Raw genomic sequence first — 22,069 nt, forward strand, 5'->3', positions numbered from 1 at the left:
CAGGCGGAGCGGACCGACCGCGCGGCCCGCCGGGGCCGGACCGCGCGGCCCGCCGGGCCTGGCCGACCGGCGCGCGGCGCCCGGCCGATACGATGGACGACCTCATGACTGGAACCCTCGTCGTCAAAGATCTCGCGGCCGGCCACGGCGACCGCGCGCTGTTCACCGGCCTCGACCTGGTCGTCGCACCCGGCGATGTGATCGGTCTCGTCGGCGCCAACGGCGCCGGGAAGTCGACCCTGCTGCGGATGCTCGCCGGGCTGGCCGCGCCCGAGGAGGGCACGCTCCGGCTGAGCCCGCCCACCGCGACGGTCGGCCACCTGCCGCAGGAGCCGGAGCGCAGGCGGGGCGAGAGTGTCCGCGACTTCCTGGCCCGCCGCACCGGCGTCGGCGCGGCGCAACTCGCCCTCGACACCGCCACCCAGGGGCTCGTCGAGGAACGGCCGGGCGCGGACGACGCGTACGCCACAGGGCTGGAGCGCTGGCTCGACCTCGGCGGCGCGGATCTGGACGAACGCGCCGAGGAGGTCGCGGGGCAGCTCGGCCTCAAGGTCGGGCTCGACCAGCCGATGACCTCGCTCTCCGGCGGCCAGGCCGCCCGCGCCGGACTCGCCTCGCTGCTGCTCAGCCGCTACGACCTCTTCCTGCTGGACGAGCCGACCAACGACCTCGACCTGGACGGCCTCGGCCGGCTCGAAGCCTTCGTCGCCGGTCTGCGCGCGGGCACCGTGCTGGTCAGCCACGACCGGGAGTTCCTCACCCGTACCGTCACCCGCGTCGTCGAGCTGGACCTCGCCCAGCAGCAGGTCAACACCTTCGGCGGCGGGTACGCGGCCTACCTGGAGGAGCGCGAGGTGGCCCGCCGGCACGCCCGCGAGGAGTACGAGCAGTTCGCCGACACCAAGGCGGGCCTCGAAGCCCGCGGCCGGACCCAGCGCTCCTGGATGGACCAGGGCGTGAAGAACGCCCGCCGCAAGGCCACCGACAACGACAAGGTCGGCCGCAAGTTCCGCAGCGAGACCAGCGAGAAGCAGGCGGGCAAGGTCCGTCAGACGCAGCGCATGATCGAACGCCTCGACGTGGTCGAGGAGCCCCGCAAGGAGTGGGAGCTCAAGATGGAGATCGCCGCCGCGCCGCGCGCCGGCGCGGTCGTGGGGACGCTGCGCGCCGCCGAAGTGCGCCGGGGCGACTTCGCCCTCGGACCGGTGGACCTCCAGATCGACTGGGCGGACCGGATGGCGATCACCGGCGCCAACGGCTCCGGCAAGTCGACGCTGCTGGCGGCCCTGCTCGGCCGTCTCCCGGTGGACTCGGGGCACGCGGCGCTCGGCCCCGGCGTGGTGGTCGGCGAGGTGGACCAGGCCCGCGGCCTGTTCTTCGGCGAGGCCCCGCTGATGGACGCGTTCGGCGCGGCCGTGCCGGACCTGGAGCCCGCGGACGTACGGACGCTGCTCGCGAAGTTCGGCCTCAGGGCGGCGCATGTGCTGCGCCCGGCCTCGACGCTGTCGCCGGGGGAGCGCACCCGCGCGGCGCTGGCGCTGCTCCAGGGCAGGGGCGTCAACCTGCTGGTCCTGGACGAGCCGACGAACCACCTCGACCTGCCCGCGATCGAGCAGCTGGAGGCGGCGCTGGACTCGTACGACGGCACGCTGCTGCTGGTCACCCACGACCGGCGGATGCTGGACGCGGTGCGGACGAACCGGCGGATCGCGGTCGAGGACGGGCGCGTGAGCGAGCAGGCGTGAGCGCGCGGGGTTGAGGTGAGCGAGCAGCGCTGAACGGATTTGGCCTGAGCTTCCACACCCCGTAGTGTCATGTTCAGCGGCGCGGGGTGGAGCAGCTCGGTAGCTCGCTGGGCTCATAACCCAGAGGTCGCAGGTTCAAATCCTGTCCCCGCTACTTTCGACAGCAGGCCCGGTGCGTTACGCACCGGGCCTGCTGCTTTTGCGCGTCCCCTCGGCCCGGTCCCGGACGGGCGTGACCCGGCGGACACTTCTCGCTCATTGAGGGAGGAACAAAGGGCCAGGAACAGTCGCGGAGCTGGCGGCGGCGAATGCGTCCGGTCGTAAATCATCGATAGATGCTGACTTGTGGTCAGTAGGTCGGTGCGGACAGAGGGTTCTCAACACTCAAGGTGTGAGCACGCCCCCCGGACCATCAGCAGAGCCGCCCGAGGAAATGACCGCACCACAGAGCTACAAGGCGCCACAGACCGGCGAGGCGCCACAGAGCTATGAGGGCGCCTGGCGGTTCACCGCCACCCCGCAGGATTCCTCGGTACCACGGGCCCGGCACGCGGTCCGCGATCTGCTCCGGCACCAGCGGGTGCCGGCCGACGAGGAACTGCTGCAGGGACTGCTGCTGATCGTCTCCGAACTGGTCACCAACGCCGTACGGCACGCGGCCCTGCTCTCGCCGGAGATCGGCGTCGAGGTCTCGGTCGTCGGCAGCTGGGTACGGGTCGCGGTCGAGGACAACCACCCGTACCGGCCCAAGGCGCTGGAGGCGGATCAGGCCAGGACCGGCGGGCGCGGACTGCTGCTGGTGAAGGCGATCACCGACGAGGCGGGCGGGATGTGCGACGTCGAGCACACCGCGAGCGGCGGCAAGGTGGTCTGGGCCGAACTGCCGCTACCAGCCCTTTGACGGGCCGATCAGCTCCTGCACGGCCGGTCGCGCCGCGTCCAGCACCGTCATGAACCACGCGGAGAAGGGCCGCTCGCGGTGCAGCCGGGCGAGCGCGTCCGCGGTCGCGAACAGGGTCTCCCCGACCTCCTCGGGGTCCGGCCGCAGCTCGGCGCGGACCAGGCCGACGAAGAGGTGGTTGTACTCCTGCTCGACCAGCCCGGACGCCGGGTCCGGGTGGTTGTAGCGGACGGTGCCGGCCTCGCGCAGCAGCGTCGGGGACACACCCAGCTCCTCGCCGGTGCGGCGCGCGGCGGCGACGAAAGGCGGCTCGGCGGGGTAGGGGTGCCCGCAGCAGGTGTTCGACCAGACGCCGGGGGAGTGGTACTTCCCCAGCGCGCGGCGCTGGAGCAGCAGCCGGCCCTGGGCGTCGAAGAGGAAGACCGAGAAGGCCCGGTGCAGCCGGCCGGGGGGCAGATGGGCGGAGAGCTTCTCCGCGGTGCCGATCGTGGTGCCGTGCTCGTCGACCAGTTCGAGCAGGATCGGCTCGCTGGCATCGCCCGACGCGGGGACCGCCCCGGCGTCGGCGCTGGGATCCGCCGTGCTGGTGGCGGTGGATCGGCCGTTGGCTGGTGTGATCGGCATGACCATCCTCAAATTCGGTCTTCGACGCTCAAGTCTGCCGTACGTCAATGGCACAGCTTGGCTTCGTGCTCCGCATGTCCCCGCGGCTCCAATTGGAACGTACAGTGCTCGACGTCGAAGTGATCACCCAGGCAGCCCTGGAGATCGTGCAGCATCTTCTCGTGGCCGATGGAATCCAGGGCGTCCTGGTGCACCACCACATGGGCGGACAGTACCGGCATCCCGGATGTGATCGTCCAAACGTGCAGGTCGTGCACATCTTCGACGCCCCGCAGAGCGAGTATGTGCGACCGGACCTCAGCCATGTCCACGTTCTTCGGAGCGGCCTCCAGGAGCACGTCCATCGACTCCCTGAACAGCTTCCAGGTCCTGGGGATGATCATCATGCCGATCAGGATGGACGCGATCGGGTCGGCCGCCGTCCAGCCGGTCAGAGCGATGACCGCCGCCGCGACGATGACCGCCACCGAGCCGAGCGCGTCCGACATGACCTCCAGGAACGCCCCGCGGACATTGAGGCTGTCCCGCTGTCCGCGCATCAGCAGCGCGAGCGAGATCAGGTTGGCGACCAGGCCGATGGCGCCGAACAGCATCGTCGGCCCGCCCTCGACCTCCACCGGATCGAAGAACCGGGGGATCGCGGCGTACAGGATGTAGCCGCCGACGCCGAACAGCAGCACCGCGTTGGCCACCGCCGCGAGGATCTCCGCACGGGCGAAGCCGAAGGTGCGGCGCTCGGACGGCGGACGGTTCGCGAAGTGGATCGCCACCAGCGCCATGCTCAGCCCGACCACATCGGTCGCCATATGGCCCGCGTCGGCCAGCAGCGCCAGCGACCCGGTCACCAGACTGCCGACGATCTCGGCGACCATCACCGTCGCGGTCAGCGCCAGCGCGACGCGCAGCCGGGAGACGTAGGCCGCCGCCGCGGTGCCGGACGCACCGGCCGGCGGCGCGTGGGAGTGTCCGTGATCGTGCCCAGCCCCCATGGCTGCCGCCTCCCGTATCGGTGCGCGACCGGCCGACGCCGCCGGCCGGTCTCCCGTCGACTACGGGCCCAGTCAACTACGGGGCGGGGGTATCTGGCAACGCGGCACTGAACACCGTTGTCATCTGCTCTGACCTGCGGTGATGCTGCTAGGGCGGAGCCGGGACCCCGGCTCTGGGACAGCTGTACGAGCGCCGCCGGAGCGGCCGTACGGGGCAGTCGTCAGGCCGTACGGCTCAACCGCGCAGCGCCTCGGGGCGCCGCAGACACCAGCCCTCCCAGGCGGAGGTCACCATGCTCCGTACGTCCTGCCGGGGCGACCAGCCCAGCTCCTTGGCGGCCAGCTCGCCCGACGCGACGACCCGCGCGGGGTCGCCCGCCCGGCGCGGCATGACCTTCGCGGACGGCCCCTGGTGACCGGTGACCTCGGCGACCAGATCGGCCAGCTCGCGCACCGAGACCCCCTCGCCGCTGCCGATGTTCACGGTCAGATCCCCGGCGCCCTGCTGGGCGCTGAGCCGGCGGGCGGCGGCCAGGTGGGCCTCGGCGAGGTCCTCGACGTGGATGTAGTCGCGCACGCAGGTGCCGTCGGGCGTCGGGTAGTCGTCGCCGAAGATCAGCGGGGTGTCGCCCTCGGTGATCTTCTCGAAGAACATCGGGATGACATTGAACACCCCGGTGTCCGACAGCTCGGGGCGCGCGGCGCCCGCCACATTGAAGTACCGCAGACAGGCGGTGGCCATGCCGTGCGCCCTGCCGGTCGCCCGCACCAGCCACTCGCCCGCGAGCTTGGTCTCGCCGTACGGGCTCAACGGCAGGCACGGAGTGCTCTCGGTGACGAGCTCCACATCAGGGGTGCCGTAGACGGCGGCGGAGGAGGAGAAGACGAAGTTCTTCACCCCGGCCGCGGTGACCGCCTCCAGCAGCACGGTCAGACCGTGCAGATTCTCCCGGTAGTAGCGCAGCGGCTCCTCGACGGACTGCCCGACCTGCTTCTTGGCGGCCAGGTGCACGACCCCGGTCACGTTCAGCTCGTCCAGGGCCCGGTCCAGAGCCGCGCGGTCCAGGACGTCCCCCTCGAAGAGCGGGATGTCCGGGGGAAGCCGGCCGGAGACACCGTTGGAGATGTCGTCATAGACGGCGACACTCTCCCCGGCCTCCGCCATGGCCCTCGCCACGTGCGCCCCGATATAGCCTGCCCCACCTGTGATCAGCCACGTCATAACGGCACCCTATCCACAGGAACGCACCGGCCGACGACGGGAACGTACCGGCCGCGTTTGTCGGGGGCCGCCGCGATCCAGCATGCTGTGTCGTCGTAACAACCGGGTGCACGTGCGGTGAACGGCGGCTTCCGGTGATCCGATAGCCTCTGCCGACGTGCCGCCCGCCCCCGGAGCAGCTGGGAGTGTCGGTTGTGCCACGCCCGCTGCCCGGATGTGCCACCGCCCGGCGCGGCCATGTCAGCTTCCAAGGAGTGAGTTCGTCTGTCGACCGCCATTCTCACCGGTCCGCCGGTCGCCGGGTCCTCGCTCGCCGACGACCTGCGAGCGCTGGGCTTCGACGTGCGCGTCGCGGCTGACGCAGCGGACCTCGGACGGGAACTCGGCACGGTCCCCGCGGACCAGCGGGTCGCGGTGGTCGATCCCCGCTTCATCGGCCACACCCACGCGCTGCGGCTGGCCCTCACCGACCCCCGCTTCCCCGCGACGGCGGTGCCGGGCGCGCTGACCGCACAGGCCGAAGCGCGGCCCGCGCTGACCCGCGCCGCCTCCGCCTCCGTACTCGCCCTCACCGAGGGCACCACGACCGCCGGGTCGGCCACCGGCGGACCCGGCACCGCGCCGAGCGCGCCGGCCGCACCCCGGCCGGCAGCCGCGCCGACGAGCACCGCGGCCGGCGACGGCCCGAGCGGCGGCCCGGCAGGCGTACGGGCCGCCCCCGGACAGTCGGACAGCCTGGCGGACCTGCTCGCCGCCGGCATCGACGCCGAAGGCGTCCTGGTACACCGCCCCGAGCTGGGCACCCTGGTCGCCGTCGTCCCCACCGAACCGCAGGCGCGCGCCGAGGCGCGCGCCGCCGTCGCCGCGGTGGACGACGAAGCCGTCCGGCTGCGCACCGCCGTCAAGTCCCGCGACGGCTTCTTCACGACCTACTGCATCAGCCCGTACTCGCGCTACCTCGCCCGCTGGTGCGCCCGCCGGGGGTTCACCCCCAACCAGGTCACCACCGCGTCGCTGCTCACCGCGCTGATCGCGGCGGGCTGCGCGGCCACCGGCACCCGCAGCGGCTACGTCGCCGCCGGGCTGCTGCTGCTCTTCTCCTTCGTACTCGACTGCACCGACGGACAGCTCGCCCGCTACTCGCTGCAGTACTCCACCCTCGGCGCCTGGCTCGACGCGACCTTCGACCGGGCCAAGGAGTACGCGTACTACGCGGGGCTCGCGCTCGGCGCTTCGGCCGCGAACGGCGATGACGTCTGGGCGCTCGCGCTCGGCGCGATGGTGCTGCAGACCTGCCGCCATGTCGTCGACTTCTCCTTCAACGAGGCGAACCACGACGCGACCGCCAACACCAGCCCCACCGCGGCCCTTTCGGACAAGCTCGACAGCGTCGGCTGGACGGTCTGGCTGCGCCGGATGATAGTGCTGCCGATCGGCGAGCGGTGGGCGATGATCGCCGTGCTGACCGCGCTGACCACCCCGCGCATCGTCTTCTACGCGCTGCTCGTCGGCTGTGCGCTGGCGGCCTGTTACACCACCGCCGGCCGGGTGCTGCGCTCGCTCACCCGCAAGGCGAGCCGCACCGACCGGGCCGCGCGAGCCCTCGCCGAACTGGCGGACTCCGGGCCGCTGGCCTCGGCCGCGGCCAAGGCGCTGCGGCCCGCCTCACGCGCCCTGCCCGGCCTCGCCGTTCCCGCGATCGCGCTGCTCGGCGGCGCGCTGCTGGTCGCCGCCGCACTGGCGGCCCCGGCCGGGAGTTGGTGGCCGGTGGCGGCCGCCGTCGTCTACGTACTGACCTCCGGCCTCGCCGTCGCCCGCCCGCTCAGGGGCGAGCTCGACTGGCTGGTGCCGCCGGTGTTCCGGGCCGCCGAATATCTGACGGTCCTGGTGCTCGCGGCCCGGTCCGGGGTGGACGGCGCGCTGCCCGCGGCTTTCGGACTGGTGTCCGCTGTCGCCTACCATCACTACGACACGGTGTACCGCATCCGCGGCGGTACCGGCGCTCCCCCCCACTGGCTGGTGCGGGCGATCGGCGGGCACGACGGGCGGGTACTGGCGGTCGCGATCGCCGCCGCCCTGCTGCACCACACAGGTTTCACCATCGCGCTGACGGCCATCGCATTGGCCCTCGCGCTCCTGGTGCTCACCGAGAGCATCCGTTTCTGGGTGTCCTCCGGAGCACCTGCCGTACACGATGAAGGAGAACCCGCATGATCGGCCTCGTGCTGGCAGCCGGCGCCGGACGGCGTCTGCGCCCCTACACCGACACCCTGCCCAAGGCACTGGTGCCGGTTGACGGCGAGACGACCGTCCTCGACCTGACGCTCGGCAACTTCGCCGAGGTCGGCCTCACCGACGTCGCCGTGGTCATCGGCTACTGCGGTGAGGCGATCGTCGAGCGGAAGTCCGCGCTGGAGAAGAAGTACGGCGTAAAGCTCCACCTGGTCGACAACGACAAGGCGGAGACCTGGAACAACGCCTACTCCCTGTGGTGTGCACGCGACATCATCAAGGAAGGCGTCATCCTCGCCAACGGCGACACGGTGCACCCGGTCTCGGTCGAGAAGACCCTGCTGGCGGCCCGTGGCAAGGGCCAGAAGATCATCCTCGCCCTCGACACGGTGAAGCAGCTCGCCGACGAGGAGATGAAGGTCATCGTGGACCCCGCGAAGGGCGTCCAGCGCATCACCAAGCTGATGGACCCGGCAACGGCCAGCGGCGAGTACATCGGTGTCACGCTCATCGAGCCGGAAGCCGCCGCCGACCTCGCCGACGCGCTGAAGACGACCTTCGAGAAGGACCCCGACCTCTACTACGAGGACGGCTACCAGGAGCTCGTCAACCGCGGCTTCACCATCGACACCGCCCCCATCGGCGACGTCAAGTGGGTCGAGATCGACAACCACGACGACCTCAACAAGGCCCGGGGGATCGCGTGCCAGTACTGACCCGCCTGATCCCGTCGCCGGTCGTCGTCGACATCAACGCCGGCGCGCTGGACGACCTCGCGGGCCTGCTGGCGGACCAGCGGATCTCCAGCTCGGGCAAGCTGGCCATCGCGATCAGCGGCGGCTCCGGCGGCGCGCTGCGCGAGAAGCTGTCCCCGGTGCTCCCTTCGGCGGACTGGTTCCAGCTCGCCGACGGCACCATCGACGGCGCGATCCAGCTCGCCGACGCGATGAAGGCCGGGCACTACGACGCGGTCGTCGGGCTCGGCGGTGGCAAGGTCATCGACGCGGCCAAGTACGCCGCCGCGCGTATCGGGCTGCCGGTGGTCGCCGTCGCGACGAACCTCTCGCACGACGGCATCTGCTCGCCGGTGTCGATCCTCGACAACGACGCGGGCCGCGGCTCGTACGGTGTGCCGACCCCGATCGCGCTGGTCATCGACCTCGATGTGATCCGCGACGCCCCGGTCCGCTTCGTGCGCTCCGGAATCGGCGACGCGATCTCCAACATCTCGGCCATCGCCGACTGGGAGCTGGGCCACCGGGAGAACGGCGAGCCGATCGACGGCCTCGCCGCCGCCATGGCCCGTACCGCGGGCGAATCGGTGCTCCGGCACCCGGGCGGCTGCGGCGACGACGCGTTCCTCACGGTGCTCGCCGAGGGCCTGGTGCTCTCCGGCATCGCGATGTCGATCGCCGGTGACACCCGGCCGTCCTCCGGCGCCTGCCACGAGATCAGCCACGCCTTCGACTGGCTCTACCCCAAGCGCTCCGCGCTGCACGGCGAGCAGGTCGGCCTCGGCGCGGCCTTCGCGATGCACCTGCGCGGCGCGCACACCGAGTCCGCCTTCATGGTCGAGGTACTGCGCCGGCACGGCCTGCCGGTGCTGCCGGGCGAGATCGGCTTCACCGAGGCCGAATTCGTCGCGGCCGTGGAGTACGCGCCGAAGACCCGCCCCGGGCGCTTCACCATCCTGGAACACCTGGACCTCTCCACCGACGAGATCAGGGACGCATACGCCGACTATGCCAAAACCGTCAGTAGCTGAACTCCGACCGGTCGTGCACCCCGACGGGGTGAAGGACCGGCGCAGCGGTGAGCACTGGGCCGGGCGCATGTACATGCGAGAGATCTCGCTGCACTGCGACCCGTACCTGGTCAACACCAGGATCACGCCCAACCAGCTCACCTACCTGATGATCGTCGCGGGCATCCTGGCAGGCGCGGCACTCCTTGTGCCGGGCCTGATCGGGGCCGTCCTCGGCGCCGTCCTGATCCAGCTCTACCTGCTGCTGGACTGTGTGGACGGCGAGGTCGCGCGCTGGCGCAAGCAGACCTCGATCACCGGGGTCTACCTCGACCGGGTGGGCCACTACCTGTCCGAGGCCGCGCTGCTGGTCGGCGCGGGCATGCGGGCCGCCGACCTGTTCCATAAGGACGGCGGCGGCACCCACTGGGAGTGGGCCTTCATCGGCACGCTGGCCGCGCTCGGCGCGATTCTGATCAAGGCCGAGACGGACCTGGTCGACGTCGCCCGCGCACGCAGCGGACTGCCGGCCGTCAAGGACGAGGCCGCCGCGCCGCGCTCCTCCGGGCTGGCCCTGGCCCGTAAGGCCGCTGCCGCGCTCAAGTTCCACCGGCTGGTCGGCGGCGTCGAGGCGTCGCTGATGATCCTGGTCGCCGGCATCGCCGACTACATCCACGGTGACCTGCTGTTCACCCGGATCGCCGTCGCGGCGCTCGCCGCCATCGCACTGCTGCAGACCCTGCTGCACCTCGTCAGCGTCCTCGCTTCGAGCCGGCTCCGGTGAGCGCCCGTATGAAGCTCGGGGCGGTCGTCCTCACCATGGGCAACCGCCCCGAGGAGCTGCGCGCGCTGCTCGACTCGGTCGCCAAGCAGGACGGCGACCCGGTCGAGGTCGTCGTGGTCGGCAACGGTTCGCCGCTGCCGGAGCTGTCGGTGACCGGGCTGGTGGTACGGACCGTCGAGCTGCCCGAGAACGTGGGCATCCCGGCCGGCCGCAATGTCGGCATCGAGGCCTTCGGGCCCGGTGGCGCCGACGTCGACGGGCTTTTGTTCCTCGACGACGACGGGCTGCTGCCGCACGTGGACACCGCGCAGCTGTGCCGCGAGGCGTTCGCCGCCGACCCGGAGCTCGGCATCATCAGCTTCCGGATCGCGGACCCGGACACCGGTGAGACCGCGCGCCGGCACGTGCCGAGGCTGCGCGCGGCGGACCCGATGCGGTCCTCGCGCGTCACCACCTTCCTCGGCGGCGCCAACGCGGTGCGGAGCAAGGTCATCCAGCAGGTCGGCGGCCTGCCCGACGACTTCTTCTACGCCCATGAGGAGACCGACCTCGCCTGGCGGGCCCTCGACGGCGGCTGGATGATCGACTACCGCGCCGACATGGTGCTCTTCCACCCGACGACGGCCCCCAGCCGGCACGCGGTCTACCACCGCATGGTGGCCCGGAACCGGGTCTGGCTGGCCCGGCGCAATCTGCCGGCTCTGCTGGTGCCGGTCTACCTCGGCGTCTGGATGCTGCTCACCTTGGCCCGACGCCCTTCCCGGCCCGCGCTGCGGGCCTGGTTCGGCGGCTTCAAGGAGGGCTGGTCCACCCCCTGCGGACCGCGACGCCCCATGAAGTGGCGTACGGTTTGGCGCCTGACCCGTCTGGGCCGACCTCCTGTCATCTGACAAGCTCGTGTCTGAGAGCATCGGGCGCGATCCGGGGCGCGGCCCCGGCAGCGCACCTTGAGGACGAAAGTGTCAACTGTGAGCGAGACAACGCACGACGGTGCGGTCGCCGTGAGTGCCCCGCCAACTCCCGACGACGGGCTTTCCGCTGCCGAACGGGCCAAGAAGTACGGCCTTTCGGTCAGCGGCGCCCGCCCCGGGCTCGTCGAGTACATGCGTCAGCTGTGGGACCGGCGGCATTTCATCCTCGCCTTCTCCCGCGCCAAGCTGACGGCGCAGTACAGCCAGGCGAAGCTGGGGCAGCTCTGGCAGGTCATGACACCGCTGCTCAACGCACTGGTCTACTACCTGATCTTCGGTCTCCTGATGGGCGGCCGGGACGGGGTGCCGGGCGGCAAGGGGAACTACATCCCCTTCCTGGTCACCGGCGTCTTCGTGTTCACCTTCACGCAGAGCTCGGTGCAGGCGGGCGTCCGGGCGATCGCCGGGAACCTGGGGCTGGTGCGCGCGCTGCACTTCCCGCGCGCCGCGCTGCCGATCTCCTTCTCGTTGCAGCAGCTCCAGCAGCTGCTGTACTCCATGGTCGTGCTGCTGATCATCCTGCTCGGGTTCGGGCAGACGCCGACCTGGTCGTGGCTGCTGGTGATCCCGGCGCTGGCGATGCAGTTCGTCTTCAACACCGGGCTCGCCATGGTGATGGCCCGGATGGGCAGCAAGACGCCGGACCTGGCGCAGCTGATGCCGTTCATCCTGCGCACCTGGATGTACGCCTCGGGTGTCATGTACAGCTTGTCCACCCAGCTCGGGAAGCTGAACGCGCCGTCCTGGCTCATCGAGACGCTGTCGGCCAACCCGGCGGCGGTCTATATCGACCTGATGCGCTTCGCGCTGATCGACAGCTTCACGTCCGAGAACCTGCCGTCGCACGTCTGGCTGCTGGCGATCGGCTGGTCCGTCATCGTCGGAGCCGCGGGCTTCGTGTACTTCTGGAAGGCTGAGGAGCGTTACGGCCGTGGCTGAGCAGAACACCGCCGCTGAGGCGGCGACCACACCGACGGGCGAGCGCAGACCGACCGTGATCGCGGACGAGCTGCACATCGTCTACCGGGTGTACGGCGGAGGCGGCCGGGGCGGCGCCGTGGCCGCGCTGAACCGGATCGTCAAGCGCCAGCCCTCGCAGAGCGTGCGCAAGGTGCACGCGGTCAGGGGGGTCAGCTTCACCTCCTACCGGGGCGAGGCGATCGGCCTGATCGGCTCCAACGGGTCGGGCAAGTCCACCCTGCTGCGGGCCATCGCCGGTCTGCTGCCGGCCGAGAGCGGCCAGGTCTTCACCGACGGCCAGCCCTCGCTGCTGGGCGTGAACGCGGCGCTGATGAACGACCTCACCGGCGAGAAGAACGTCGTGCTCGGCGGCCTGGCCATGGGCATGTCGCGCGAGCAGGTGCGGGAGCGCTACGACGGCATCGTCGAGTTCTCCGGCATCAACGACAAGGGCGACTTCATCACGCTGCCGATGCGGACCTACTCGTCCGGCATGGCGGCGCGGCTGCGGTTCTCCATCGCGGCGGCCAAGGACCACGACGTGCTGATGATCGACGAGGCGCTGGCGACCGGCGACCGGAAGTTCCAGAAGCGCTCCGAGGCGCGGATCCGGGAGCTGCGCAAGGAGGCCGGCACGGTCTTCCTGGTCAGCCACAACAACAAGTCGATCAGGGACACCTGCGACCGGGTGCTGTGGCTGGAGCGGGGCGAGCTGCTGATGGACGGCCCGACCGACGAGGTCATCAAGGCGTACGAGAAGGAAATGGGCAAGTAGCCCACAGGCCGATCACCAGCACGCCGTACCGGGACGCGAGCAGTCGTACCGGGGGCGCGGGGGTGCGATGGAAGCCCCTGCCGGACGATCCGTCCGGCAGGGGCTTCCCGGCTGTGGAATACCCCGCGCTGCGCGGGGCGGGCCTGCCGTACCCTCAACTCGCTTGTCCCGAGGGGAAGATCGGGCGGCGTCCGGGGGTTGCCCCGGCGTTCTGCGGGGGAGTGCCCGGAAGATTCACACCCGCGCGTACGCCGGAGTGCTCTACGGCGTACGCTGTAGCGGTGCTGATTAGTGGCAAGTCGGGCGATACGGACCGGCGCATGCTGGCGGGGGGCCGTTCTTGGCACGGTGGACCTGCGGCGTGTCCGAAATAGGATGTTCTGGGTCGACAGTGTAGAACGGGAGATGTGACGGCAATGGCTACTGGAACTCTCCGGCTCCGAGGCGCGTCCGCCGTCCCTGCGCCGAGGGTGCGAGCCCCGGGCAGCCGGTGGTGACCGCGGACGCGCAGTCGCGCGCCGTGCTCGACAAAGCCGCGCACGAGAACTTCCCCGTCGCGCCGTTCTTCCTGCCGCGCGCCTGGCGCAGCGACCTGATGGCCGTCTACGGCTACGCCCGCCTCGTCGACGACATCGGCGACGGCGACCTGCCGCCCGGCGGCGCCGACGCCGAGCTGCTCGGGCTCGACCGCGGGCAGGCCGACGACAGGCCCGCCGTGCTGGACGCCTTCGAGGCGGACCTGCACCGGGTCTTCGACGGCGGACCGCGTCACCCGCTGCTGCGCGCGCTGGTCCCCGTCGTGCGCCGGTGCGAGCTCACCCCCGAGCCCTTCCTCGCGCTGATCGAGGCCAACCGGCAGGACCAGCGGGTCCGCCGCTACGCGACGTACGACGATTTGCTCGCCTACTGCGAGCTGTCCGCGAACCCGGTCGGCCGGCTCGTCCTGCGGATCACCGGCACCGCGAGCCCGGAGCGCGTCCGGCGGTCCGACGCGGTCTGCACCGCCCTGCAGATCGTCGAGCACCTCCAGGACGTCGCCGAGGACCTCGGCAGGGACCGCGTCTACCTGCCGGCCGAGGACATGAAACGATTCGGCGTCACCGAAGCCGACCTGGCAGCGCGCAACGGGGGCGCATCGGTGCGCGCGCTGGTGGCACACGAGGCGCAACGCGCCGCGCTCCTGCTGAATGAAGGCCCCCCACTGGTGGGTAGCGTGCACGGCAGACTCAAGCTGTTGCTGGCCGGCTTCGTGGCCGGCGGACGCGCCGCCCTCAAAGCGGTCGCGGCCGCCGACTACGACGTACTCCCTGGACCCCCCAAGCCGACCAAGCTCAGCGTGCTGCGCGAGGCGGGAGCGACATTGCGAAGAGAGAGGTGAGCCGGACCGTGGACGGAACGCCGCAGGCTTCCGCGCCGGTGCTCGCTGCGTACCGCTACTGCGAGGCCGTGACCGGGCACCAGGCCCGCAACTTCGCCTACGGCATCAGGCTGCTGCCCGCGGACAAGCGACAGGCGATGTCGGCGCTGTACGCCTTCTCGCGCCGGGTCGACGACATCGGCGACGGACCCCTGGCCTCCAAGGTCAAGACCGTCCGGCTGGAGAGCACCCGCACGCTGCTGGACCGCGTCAGGGACGGCGACGTCGAGGAGGACGACACCGACCCGGTGGCCGTCGCGCTCACCGACGCCGCCCGGCGCTTCCCGCTGCCCCTCGACGGGCTCGACGAGCTGATCGACGGCGTCCTCATGGACGTGCGCGGCGAGAACTACGAGACCTGGGACGACCTGAAGGTCTACTGCCGCTGCGTCGCCGGCGCCATCGGCAGGCTCTCGCTGGGCGTGTTCGGCACGGCGCCGGTCCCGGCGTCCGGCGCGGCCCCCGGCGCGAGCGACATCGAGCGCGCCCCCGAGTACGCCGACACGCTCGGCCTCGCCCTGCAGCTCACCAACATCCTCCGGGACGTGCGCGAGGACGCCGCCAACGGCCGCACCTACCTGCCCGCCGAGGACCTCGCCAAGTTCGGCTGCTCCGCCGGCTTCCACTCCGCCACGCCCCCGCCGGGCTCGGACTTCACCGGCCTGGTGCACTTCCAGGTCCGGCGCGCCCGCGCGCTGTTCGCCGAGGGGTACCAACTGCTCCCGATGCTCGACCGGCGCAGCGGCGCGTGCGTCGCGGCCATGGCGGGGATCTACCGCAGGCTGCTCGACCGCATCGCCGCCGACCCGGAGGCGGTGCTCCGCGGTCGCGTCGCGCTGTCCGGCCGGGAGAAGGCATACGTCGCCGCGCGCGGCCTGTCGGGGCTCGACGCCCGGCGGGTCTTCCGCCAGAGCGTCAGGAGGGGCGTTTGACCGCCCAGGTGCGAGGAACCTCCAGTACTTCCGGCACGCCCGCCACTCACCCGAACGAGTGGTCGTACAACCGGCACGCAACCCTCCGCGGGGCGGTTGCGTCCCTGACTGCAGCCAGGGGGGTGGGTGCATGACAGTGAGCGACACGGGATCAGGCCCGCGCCGCGAGGCCGCGGCGAGCGGCCGGTGCGGCTCGGACGCGGTGGTCGTCGGCGGCGGCCTCGCCGGAACCACCGCGGCCCTCGCGCTCGCCGACGCCGGAGTGCGCGTCACCCTCGTCGAGAGCCGCCCGCGCCTGGGCGGCCTCGCCTTCTCCTTCCGCCGCGACTCCGCGGCCGGGGAGCTGAGCGTCGACAACGGCCAGCATGTCTACCTCCGCTGCTGCACCGCCTACCAGTGGTTCCTCAAGCGCGTCGAGGGCCTCGAACTGGCTCCCGTGCAGGAACGGTTGGACGTGCCCGTCCTCGACGTCGGAGGAACACGCGGCGCCCGGCTGGGCCGGCTGCGCCGCGCCGCGCTGCCCGTACCCCTGCACCTCGCGGCCAGCCTGGCCCGCTACCCGCACCTCTCGCTCGCCGAGCGTGCGAGCGTCGGCCGCGCCGCCCTCGCGCTGCGCGGCCTCGACCTCGCCGACCCGGCCCTGGACGACCAGGACTTCGGGAGCTGGCTGCGCGGCCACGGACAGTCGCCGCGCACCATCGAGGCGCTCTGGGACCTGGTGGGCATCGCGACCCTCAACGCCACCGCCGACGACTCCTCGCTCGCGCTCGCGGCCATGGTCTTCAAGACCGGGCTGCTCTCCGAGCCCGGCGCCGCCGACATCGGCTGGGCCAGGGTCCCGCTCGGCGAGCTGCACGACACGCTGGCCCGTACCGCCCTCGACAAGGCCGGCGTACGGGTCATCACCCAGGGCAAGGTGACCAGCGTCCACCGGCTGCCCGGCGGCGACCACCAGGTGAGCGTCGACTCCGGATTCAAGCTCTCCGAGCGGGAGAGCGAGACGATGGCCGTCGACACCGTGGTGCTGGCCGTGCCCCAGCGCGAAGCCCACCGGCTGCTGCCCGCGGGGGCGCTGGACGAGCCCGGCCGGCTGCTGGAGATCGGCACCGCGCCGATCCTCAACCTCCATGTCATTTACGACCGCAAAGTGCTGCGCCGGCCGTTCTTCGCCGCGCTCGGCAGCCCCGTGCAATGGGTCTTCGACCGCACGGAGTCCTCCGGGCTGACCGGCGGCGGCCAGTACCTCGCCATCTCCCAGTCCATCGCGCACGACGAGATCAGCGAACCGGTCGGCCGGCTGCGCGCGCGCTACCTCCCCGAGCTGGAGCGGCTGCTGCCCGCCGCCCGCGGGGCCGGAGTGCGGGACTTCTTCGTCACCCGGGAGCGCACGGCGACGTTCGCACCCACCCCCGGCACAGGACGGCTGCGGCCCGCCGCCCGTACCAATACGCCGGGCCTCTACCTGGCCGGCGCGTGGACCGCCACCGGCTGGCCCGCGACCATGGAGAGTGCGGTGCGAAGCGGCCTCGCGGCGGCGGACACCGCGCTCACCGGGCTGGGTCGCTCGCACGACAATCCGCTCCAGGAGGCGGCATGACTGTGTTCTCACCGGGGATAACCTCACCCGCGGCCGAGCCCGCGAGCGCCCGGAAGCCCTGGAGCAACGGAAACAGAGGAGAGCCCGTGACCCCGGCCATCGACACCGCGGACGTCACCGCGCTGCTGGAGCGCGGGCGTACGCTCGCCACGCCGGTGCTGCGCGCAGCCGTGGCCCGGCTCGCGCCCCCCATGGACACCGTCGCCGCCTATCACTTCGGCTGGATCGACGCCGCGGGCAACGCGACCGCCGGCGACGGCGGCAAGGCGGTGCGCCCCGCCCTGGCGCTGCTGTCCGCCGAGGCCGCCGGCGTCCCGCCGGAGGTCGGCGTGCCCGGCGCGGTGGCCGTCGAACTCGTGCACAACTTCTCGCTGCTGCACGACGACCTGATGGACGGCGACGAGCAGCGCCGCCACCGCGACACGGTGTGGAAGGTGCACGGCCCGGCCCAGGCGATCCTGGTCGGCGACGCGCTCTTCGCACTCGCCAACGAAATACTGCTGGAGCTCGGCACCGTCGACGCGGGGCGTGCGACCAGGCGGCTCACCACCGCCACCCGCAAGCTCATCGACGGCCAGGCGCAGGACATCTCCTACGAGCACCGTGAGCGCGTGACGGTCGAGGAATGCCTGGAGATGGAGGGCAACAAGACGGGCGCGCTTCTCGCCTGCGCCGTCTCCATCGGCGCGGTGCTCGGCGGTGCGGACGACGCGACGGCCGACATCCTGGAGAAGTACGGCTACCACCTCGGCCTGGCCTTCCAGGCGGTCGACGACCTGCTCGGCATCTGGGGCGACCCGGTCGCCACCGGCAAGCAGACCTGGAGCGACCTGCGGCAGCGCAAGAAGTCGCTGCCCGTGGTCGCCGCGCTCGCGGCGGGCGGACCCGCCTCGGAGCGGCTGGCCGAGATCCTCGCCGCCGACGCCAAGAGCAGCGACACCGACAAAGCCGCCGCGGACTTCGACGAGCAGGAGTTCGCCAGCAGGGCGGCGCTCATCGAGGAGGCGGGCGGCCGAGAGTGGACCTCTCAGGAAGCCAGGCGGCAGCACACCACCGCGATCGAGGCGCTGGACCTGGTGGACATGCCCGCGGCGGTCCGCGCGCAACTCGTGGCCCTCGCGGACTTCGTCGTCGTACGGCAGAGGTAGCACCGGGCCGCACCGGCCCGTAGCAGTCGCCGACCGGAAACGGTTGACAGTCACACCCCAGCACGGCAGAGCACGCACTGCAGAAGGGGAAGCCATGACAGCGACGACCGACGGAAGCGCCGGGGCCGTGCCGCCCCGCGCACCCGCGGCCACCGAGATCACCATCGCGGCCCCCGGGCCGACGGACCCGCCCGCGCCGCCCGCCGGTGCGGGCGGGCTCATCGACAGGGGCCTCATCGGCAGGCGCCTCGCCGACGGGGCCGGGCCCACCGGTCCGGCCGCGACCGACCGGGCCGACCCGGCCGACGGGCCCGCCGGGAGCACAGCGGCGGCAGCCGAGCGGGCCACCGCCCGCGCCGTCGAACATCTGCTCGCCCAGCAGGACCCCGAAGGCTGGTGGAAGGGCGACCTGGAGACCAACGTCACGATGGACGCCGAGGACCTTTTACTGCGTCAGTTCCTCGGCGTCCAGGACCCGAAGACGCTTGAGGCCGCAGCCCGCCACATCCGCGCCGAGCAGCGCGAGGACAGCACCTGGGCGGGCTTCTACGGCGGCCCCGGCGAACTCTCCACCACCATCGAGGCGTACCTCGCGCTGCGCCTCGCGGGGGACGCGGTCGACGCCCCGCACATGGCGTCCGCCGCCGCCTGGGTGCGCTCCAGGGGCGGCATCGCCGCGGCCCGCGTCTTCACCCGGATCTGGCTCGCCCTCTTCGGCTGGTGGAAGTGGGACGACCTCCCCGAACTGCCGCCCGAGCTGATCTTCCTGCCCAAGTGGGTCCCCCTCAACATCTACGACTTCGGCTGCTGGGCCCGGCAGACCATCGTGCCGCTCACCGTCGTCTCCGCCGTACGGCCGGTCCGCCCGGCCCCCTTCGGCCTCGACGAGCTGCACACCGACCCGGCCCGGCCCAACCCGCCGCAGCGCAAGGCCGCCGCCACCAGCTGGGACGGCCTCTTCCAGCGCCTCGACCAGGCCCTGCACGCCTACCGCAAGGTCACCCTGCGCCCGCTGCGCCGCGCCGCGCTGCGCTCCTGCGCCCGCTGGATCGTCGAGCGCCAGGAGAACGACGGCTGCTGGGGCGGCATCCAGCCGCCCGCCGTCTACTCCGTCATCGCCCTGCATCTGATGGGCTACGACCTCGACCACCCGGTGCTGCGGGCCGGGCTGGAGTCGCTGGACCGGTTCGCGGTCTGGCGCGAGGACGGCAGCCGGATGATCGAGGCGTGCCAGTCCCCGGTCTGGGACACCTGCCTGGCGACCATCGCCCTCGCCGACGCGGGCCTGCGCCCCGACCACCCGGCCCTGGTCAAGGCCGCCGACTGGATGCTGGACGAGGAGATCGTCCGCAGCGGCGACTGGGCCGTGCAGCGACCGCGACTCCAGCCGGGAGGCTGGGCGTTCGAGTTCCACAACGACAACTACCCCGACATCGACGACACCGCCGAGGTGGTCCTCGCGCTGCGCAGGGTCGCGCACCCCGACCCCGCGCGGGTCGACGCCGCGGTCGAGCGCGCCGTGCGCTGGAACCTCGGGATGCAGTGCAGAAACGGCGGCTGGGGCGCCTTCGACGCCGACAACACCAGCCGCTTCCCGAACCGGCTGCCGTTCTGCGACTTCGGCGAGGTCATCGACCCGCCGTCGGCCGATGTCACCGCGCACGTGGTCGAGATGCTCGCGCTCACCGGCAAGGCGCAGGACGCCGGCACCCGGCGCGGCATCGAGTGGCTGCTCGCCGAACAGGAGGCGAACGGCGCGTGGTTCGGCCGCTGGGGGGTGAACCACATCTACGGCACCGGCTCCGCCGTACCCGCGCTCGTCGCCGCCGGCATCCCGGCCTCGCACCCGGCGGTCCGGCGCGCCGTCGGCTGGCTGGAGAGCGTGCAGAACGACGACGGGGGCTGGGGCGAGGACCTGCGCTCCTACCCGGACCCCGAGTGGATCGGGCACGGCGTCTCCACCCCCTCGCAGACCGCCTGGGCGCTGCTCGCCCTGCTGTCGGCGGGGGAGCGGGACGGCAAGGCCGTCGAGCGGGGCGTCGGCTGGCTGGTGGCGGAACAACGGAAGGACGGGTCCTGGGACGAGCCGTACTTCACCGGCACCGGCTTCCCCTGGGACTTCTCCATCAACTACCACCTCTACCGGATGGTCTTCCCCCTCACCGCGCTCGGCCGCTACCTGCACGGCGAGCCGTTCGCGGACGAGCTGCGGCAGGTCCGGTGAACACCGGGCGCGGCGCTCCGCTGCTGATCGCTTGCGCGCTCGGGATCGAACGGCTGGCGCTGCGCGGCGGCGACCGGAGCGGCGCGGCGGGACCGGTCGCGGTGATCCGTACCGGCATGGGTCCGAAGGCGGCGCGGCGCAGGGTCACCGAAGCGCTGCGCCACGACCATCTGGCCCGCGACGCGGCGGTGATCGCCACCGGCTTCTGCGCCGGCCTCGCCCCCGGCATGCGCCCCGGGGACGTGGTCGTGGCCGAGGAGACCCGTGACGCCGCGGGAACCGTGACCTGTACGGACAGCGGGACGCTGGCCACCGCGCTGAGGGCGCGCGGGCTGACCGTGCACACCGGGGCTCTGCACGGCTCCGACCACGTCGTACGGGGCGCGGAGCGCGCGGCGCTGCACGCGGGGGGCGCACTCGCGGTGGACATGGAATCCCCCGTAATGCTCCGGAGCGCCCTCGGCCTCGGCGTACGCCCTGTTGCGGCCGTACGGGTGATCGTGGACGCTCCAGACCATGAACTCGTCCGAATCGGGACTCTGCGGGGTGGAATATCAGCGCTCCACGTGTTGCGCGCTGTTCTTCCAGCCTTCTTTGAATGGCACCATTCTTTGCTGCTCCCCAGGAGGTGAGCCCAATGGCCATGCCGCTTCGCCAGACCATCAGGGTCGGGACATATCTCATTGAACAGAAGCTCCGTCGGCGGGAGAAGTTCCCACTGATCGTGGAGCTCGAACCCCTCTTCGCCTGCAATCTGGCGTGCGAGGGCTGCGGCAAGATCCAGCACCCGGCCGGCGTGCTGAAGCAGCGGATGCCGGTCGCGCAGGCGGTCGGCGCCGTCCTCGAATCCGGCGCCCCGATGGTCTCCATCGCCGGTGGCGAACCTCTGATGCACCCGCAGATCGACGAGATCGTGCGGCAGTTGGTGGCCAAGAAGAAGTACGTCTTCCTCTGCACCAACGCGATGCTGATGCGCAAGAAGCTCGAAAAATTCACGCCCTCGCCCTACTTCGCGTGGGCGGTGCACATCGACGGGCTGCGGGAGCGGCACGACGAATCGGTGGCGAAGGAAGGTGTGTTCGACGAGGCGGTCGAGGCGATCAAGGAAGCGAAGAAGCAGGGATTCCGGGTCACCACGAACTCGACCTTCTTCAACACGGACACTCCGCAGACCATCATCGAGGTGCTGGACTACCTCAATGACGACCTGAAGGTGGACGAGATGATGATCTCGCCCGCCTATGCCTATGAAAAGGCACCCGACCAGGAGCACTTCCTCGGTGTCGAGCAGACCCGCGAGCTGTTCAAGAAATCCTTCGCGGGCGGCAACCGGAAGAAGTGGCGGCTCAACCACAGCCCGCTGTTCCTCGATTTCCTGGAGGGCAAGGCGGACTTCGCGTGCACGGCCTGGGCGATCCCCAACTATTCGCTCTTCGGCTGGCAGCGGCCCTGCTATCTGATGAGCGACGGGTATGTCCCGACGTACCGGGAGCTCATCGACGAGACCGATTGGGCCAAGTACGGCCGTGGCAAGGACCCCCGGTGCGCGAACTGCATGGCGCACTGCGGGTATGAGCCGACCGCCGTCCTCGCCACCATGGGCTCGCTCAAGGAGTCGCTGCGCGCCGCGCGCGAGACGGTCAGCGGAAACCGCGGGTGAGGTGATGAGCGCTGGTGAGCTTGGCTCATTGGGGCTTCCGACGGTGCCTGCCCGTCTCGGCAACGATCCGCACAGCCCCCTCACGGAACTCCGCGTCGAACTTCCGCCTCGTGTCTGCCATGACTCCCAACTTCCCCTGCATTC

Annotated in this window: 19 protein-coding genes and 1 tRNA gene; 17 read left to right on the forward strand and 3 right to left on the reverse strand. The window is 71.4% G+C overall.

The window, feature by feature from the left end; genetic code table 11:
• The first annotated feature begins 104 nt into the window (after positions 1–104).
• From QMK28_RS22630 to QMK28_RS22640, 3 genes are all read left to right on the forward strand, one after another.
• Positions 105–1,745 carry an ABC-F family ATP-binding cassette domain-containing protein gene (locus QMK28_RS22630; protein ID WP_326440924.1) on the forward strand — a complete coding sequence of 547 codons (1,641 nt, stop codon included), beginning with the start codon at positions 105–107 and terminating at the stop codon, positions 1,743–1,745.
• Between the two features lie 80 nt (positions 1,746–1,825).
• Positions 1,826–1,899: transfer RNA gene (locus QMK28_RS22635), tRNA-Met, on the forward strand.
• Between the two features lie 279 nt (positions 1,900–2,178).
• Positions 2,179–2,646 (forward strand): ATP-binding protein, encoded by a 468-nt coding sequence (locus QMK28_RS22640; RefSeq protein WP_326440926.1) that lies wholly within the window; start codon positions 2,179–2,181, stop codon positions 2,644–2,646.
• On the opposite strand, the gene idi is transcribed toward QMK28_RS22640, so the two are convergent.
• The 3 genes from idi to galE all read right to left on the reverse strand — a co-directional run bounded on the left by idi (position 2,632) and on the right by galE (position 5,481).
• Complete coding sequence (gene idi / locus QMK28_RS22645; RefSeq protein ID WP_326440863.1) at positions 2,632–3,270, reverse strand: isopentenyl-diphosphate Delta-isomerase; 639 nt, start codon at positions 3,268–3,270, stop codon at positions 2,632–2,634. The two genes, QMK28_RS22640 and idi, sit on opposite strands and share 15 nt — an antisense overlap.
• A 44-nt stretch (positions 3,271–3,314) precedes the next feature.
• A complete protein-coding gene (locus QMK28_RS22650; RefSeq protein ID WP_326440865.1) occupies positions 3,315–4,259 on the reverse strand; it encodes a cation diffusion facilitator family transporter in 945 nt (314 codons plus the stop codon).
• Between the two features lie 235 nt (positions 4,260–4,494).
• A complete protein-coding gene (gene galE / locus QMK28_RS22655; RefSeq protein WP_326440867.1) occupies positions 4,495–5,481 on the reverse strand; it encodes a UDP-glucose 4-epimerase GalE in 987 nt (328 codons plus the stop codon).
• A 264-nt stretch (positions 5,482–5,745) separates the two neighbouring features.
• On the opposite strand from galE, the gene QMK28_RS22660 reads away from it, so the two are divergent.
• From QMK28_RS22660 to hpnH, 14 genes are all read left to right on the forward strand, one after another.
• Complete coding sequence (locus tag QMK28_RS22660) at positions 5,746–7,695, forward strand: DUF5941 domain-containing protein (protein WP_326440928.1); 1,950 nt, start codon at positions 5,746–5,748, stop codon at positions 7,693–7,695.
• Positions 7,692–8,429: a phosphocholine cytidylyltransferase family protein gene (locus QMK28_RS22665; RefSeq protein ID WP_326440869.1), complete on the forward strand. Its 738-nt coding sequence runs from the start codon at positions 7,692–7,694 to the stop codon at positions 8,427–8,429. The genes QMK28_RS22660 and QMK28_RS22665 overlap by 4 nt, the downstream gene beginning before the upstream one ends.
• Positions 8,417–9,478, forward strand: a complete 1,062-nt coding sequence (locus QMK28_RS22670; protein WP_326440871.1) for an iron-containing alcohol dehydrogenase family protein — start codon at positions 8,417–8,419, stop codon at positions 9,476–9,478. Before QMK28_RS22665 ends, QMK28_RS22670 begins: the two co-directional genes overlap by 13 nt.
• A complete protein-coding gene (locus tag QMK28_RS22675; protein WP_326440873.1) occupies positions 9,456–10,241 on the forward strand; it encodes a CDP-alcohol phosphatidyltransferase family protein in 786 nt (261 codons plus the stop codon). The genes QMK28_RS22670 and QMK28_RS22675 overlap by 23 nt, the downstream gene beginning before the upstream one ends.
• Before the next feature lie 8 nt (positions 10,242–10,249).
• Positions 10,250–11,131 carry a glycosyltransferase family 2 protein gene (locus QMK28_RS22680; RefSeq protein ID WP_326440875.1) on the forward strand — a complete coding sequence of 294 codons (882 nt, stop codon included), beginning with the start codon at positions 10,250–10,252 and terminating at the stop codon, positions 11,129–11,131.
• Positions 11,132–11,209: 78 nt separating this feature from the next.
• Positions 11,210–12,151 carry an ABC transporter permease gene (locus QMK28_RS22685; protein ID WP_326440877.1) on the forward strand — a complete coding sequence of 314 codons (942 nt, stop codon included), beginning with the start codon at positions 11,210–11,212 and terminating at the stop codon, positions 12,149–12,151.
• Positions 12,144–12,947, forward strand: a complete 804-nt coding sequence (locus QMK28_RS22690) for an ABC transporter ATP-binding protein (RefSeq protein WP_326440879.1) — start codon at positions 12,144–12,146, stop codon at positions 12,945–12,947. The genes QMK28_RS22685 and QMK28_RS22690 overlap by 8 nt, the downstream gene beginning before the upstream one ends.
• Positions 12,948–13,467: 520 nt before the next feature.
• Positions 13,468–14,325 (forward strand): squalene synthase HpnC, encoded by an 858-nt coding sequence (hpnC, locus tag QMK28_RS22695; protein ID WP_326440931.1) that lies wholly within the window; start codon positions 13,468–13,470, stop codon positions 14,323–14,325.
• Positions 14,322–15,296, forward strand: coding sequence for a presqualene diphosphate synthase HpnD (gene hpnD / locus QMK28_RS22700; protein WP_326440881.1), 975 nt, complete (start codon positions 14,322–14,324; stop codon positions 15,294–15,296). Before hpnC ends, hpnD begins: the two co-directional genes overlap by 4 nt.
• 130 nt (positions 15,297–15,426) lie before the next feature.
• Positions 15,427–16,893: a hydroxysqualene dehydroxylase HpnE gene (gene hpnE, locus QMK28_RS22705; RefSeq protein WP_326440883.1), complete on the forward strand. Its 1,467-nt coding sequence runs from the start codon at positions 15,427–15,429 to the stop codon at positions 16,891–16,893.
• The gene (locus QMK28_RS22710; protein ID WP_443050793.1) at positions 16,890–18,041 is read left to right on the forward strand and encodes a polyprenyl synthetase family protein; all 1,152 of its coding nucleotides are present in this window, start codon (positions 16,890–16,892) and stop codon (positions 18,039–18,041) included. Before hpnE ends, QMK28_RS22710 begins: the two co-directional genes overlap by 4 nt.
• A 94-nt stretch (positions 18,042–18,135) precedes the next feature.
• Complete coding sequence (shc, locus tag QMK28_RS22715) at positions 18,136–20,265, forward strand: squalene--hopene cyclase (protein ID WP_326440887.1); 2,130 nt, start codon at positions 18,136–18,138, stop codon at positions 20,263–20,265.
• Positions 20,262–20,897, forward strand: a complete 636-nt coding sequence (locus tag QMK28_RS22720; protein ID WP_326440889.1) for a phosphorylase family protein — start codon at positions 20,262–20,264, stop codon at positions 20,895–20,897. The genes shc and QMK28_RS22720 overlap by 4 nt, the downstream gene beginning before the upstream one ends.
• A 5-nt stretch (positions 20,898–20,902) precedes the next feature.
• Positions 20,903–21,925 (forward strand): adenosyl-hopene transferase HpnH, encoded by a 1,023-nt coding sequence (gene hpnH / locus QMK28_RS22725; RefSeq protein ID WP_326440891.1) that lies wholly within the window; start codon positions 20,903–20,905, stop codon positions 21,923–21,925.
• The last annotated feature ends 144 nt before the right edge of the window (positions 21,926–22,069 follow it).

The sequence above is a fragment of the Streptomyces sp. H27-D2 genome, assembly GCF_035828615.1.
GTDB lineage: Bacteria > Actinomycetota > Actinomycetes > Streptomycetales > Streptomycetaceae > Streptomyces.

What these genes read in the sequence shown, in the direction of transcription:
- QMK28_RS22630 (WP_326440924.1), top strand. Translation starts at nt 105, where the DNA reads ATGACTGGAACCCTCGTCGTCAAAGATCTCGCGGCCGGCCACGGCGAC.
- QMK28_RS22640 (WP_326440926.1), top strand. Translation starts at nt 2,179, where the DNA reads ATGACCGCACCACAGAGCTACAAGGCGCCACAGACCGGCGAGGCGCCA.
- idi (WP_326440863.1), bottom strand. Translation starts at nt 3,270, where the DNA reads ATGCCGATCACACCAGCCAACGGCCGATCCACCGCCACCAGCACGGCG.
- QMK28_RS22650 (WP_326440865.1), bottom strand. Translation starts at nt 4,259, where the DNA reads ATGGGGGCTGGGCACGATCACGGACACTCCCACGCGCCGCCGGCCGGT.
- galE (WP_326440867.1), bottom strand. Translation starts at nt 5,481, where the DNA reads ATGACGTGGCTGATCACAGGTGGGGCAGGCTATATCGGGGCGCACGTG.
- QMK28_RS22665 (WP_326440869.1), top strand. Translation starts at nt 7,692, where the DNA reads ATGATCGGCCTCGTGCTGGCAGCCGGCGCCGGACGGCGTCTGCGCCCC.
- QMK28_RS22675 (WP_326440873.1), top strand. Translation starts at nt 9,456, where the DNA reads ATGCCAAAACCGTCAGTAGCTGAACTCCGACCGGTCGTGCACCCCGAC.
- QMK28_RS22680 (WP_326440875.1), top strand. Translation starts at nt 10,250, where the DNA reads ATGAAGCTCGGGGCGGTCGTCCTCACCATGGGCAACCGCCCCGAGGAG.
- hpnE (WP_326440883.1), top strand. Translation starts at nt 15,427, where the DNA reads ATGACAGTGAGCGACACGGGATCAGGCCCGCGCCGCGAGGCCGCGGCG.
- QMK28_RS22710 (WP_443050793.1), top strand. Translation starts at nt 16,890, where the DNA reads ATGACTGTGTTCTCACCGGGGATAACCTCACCCGCGGCCGAGCCCGCG.
- shc (WP_326440887.1), top strand. Translation starts at nt 18,136, where the DNA reads ATGACAGCGACGACCGACGGAAGCGCCGGGGCCGTGCCGCCCCGCGCA.
- hpnH (WP_326440891.1), top strand. Translation starts at nt 20,903, where the DNA reads ATGGCCATGCCGCTTCGCCAGACCATCAGGGTCGGGACATATCTCATT.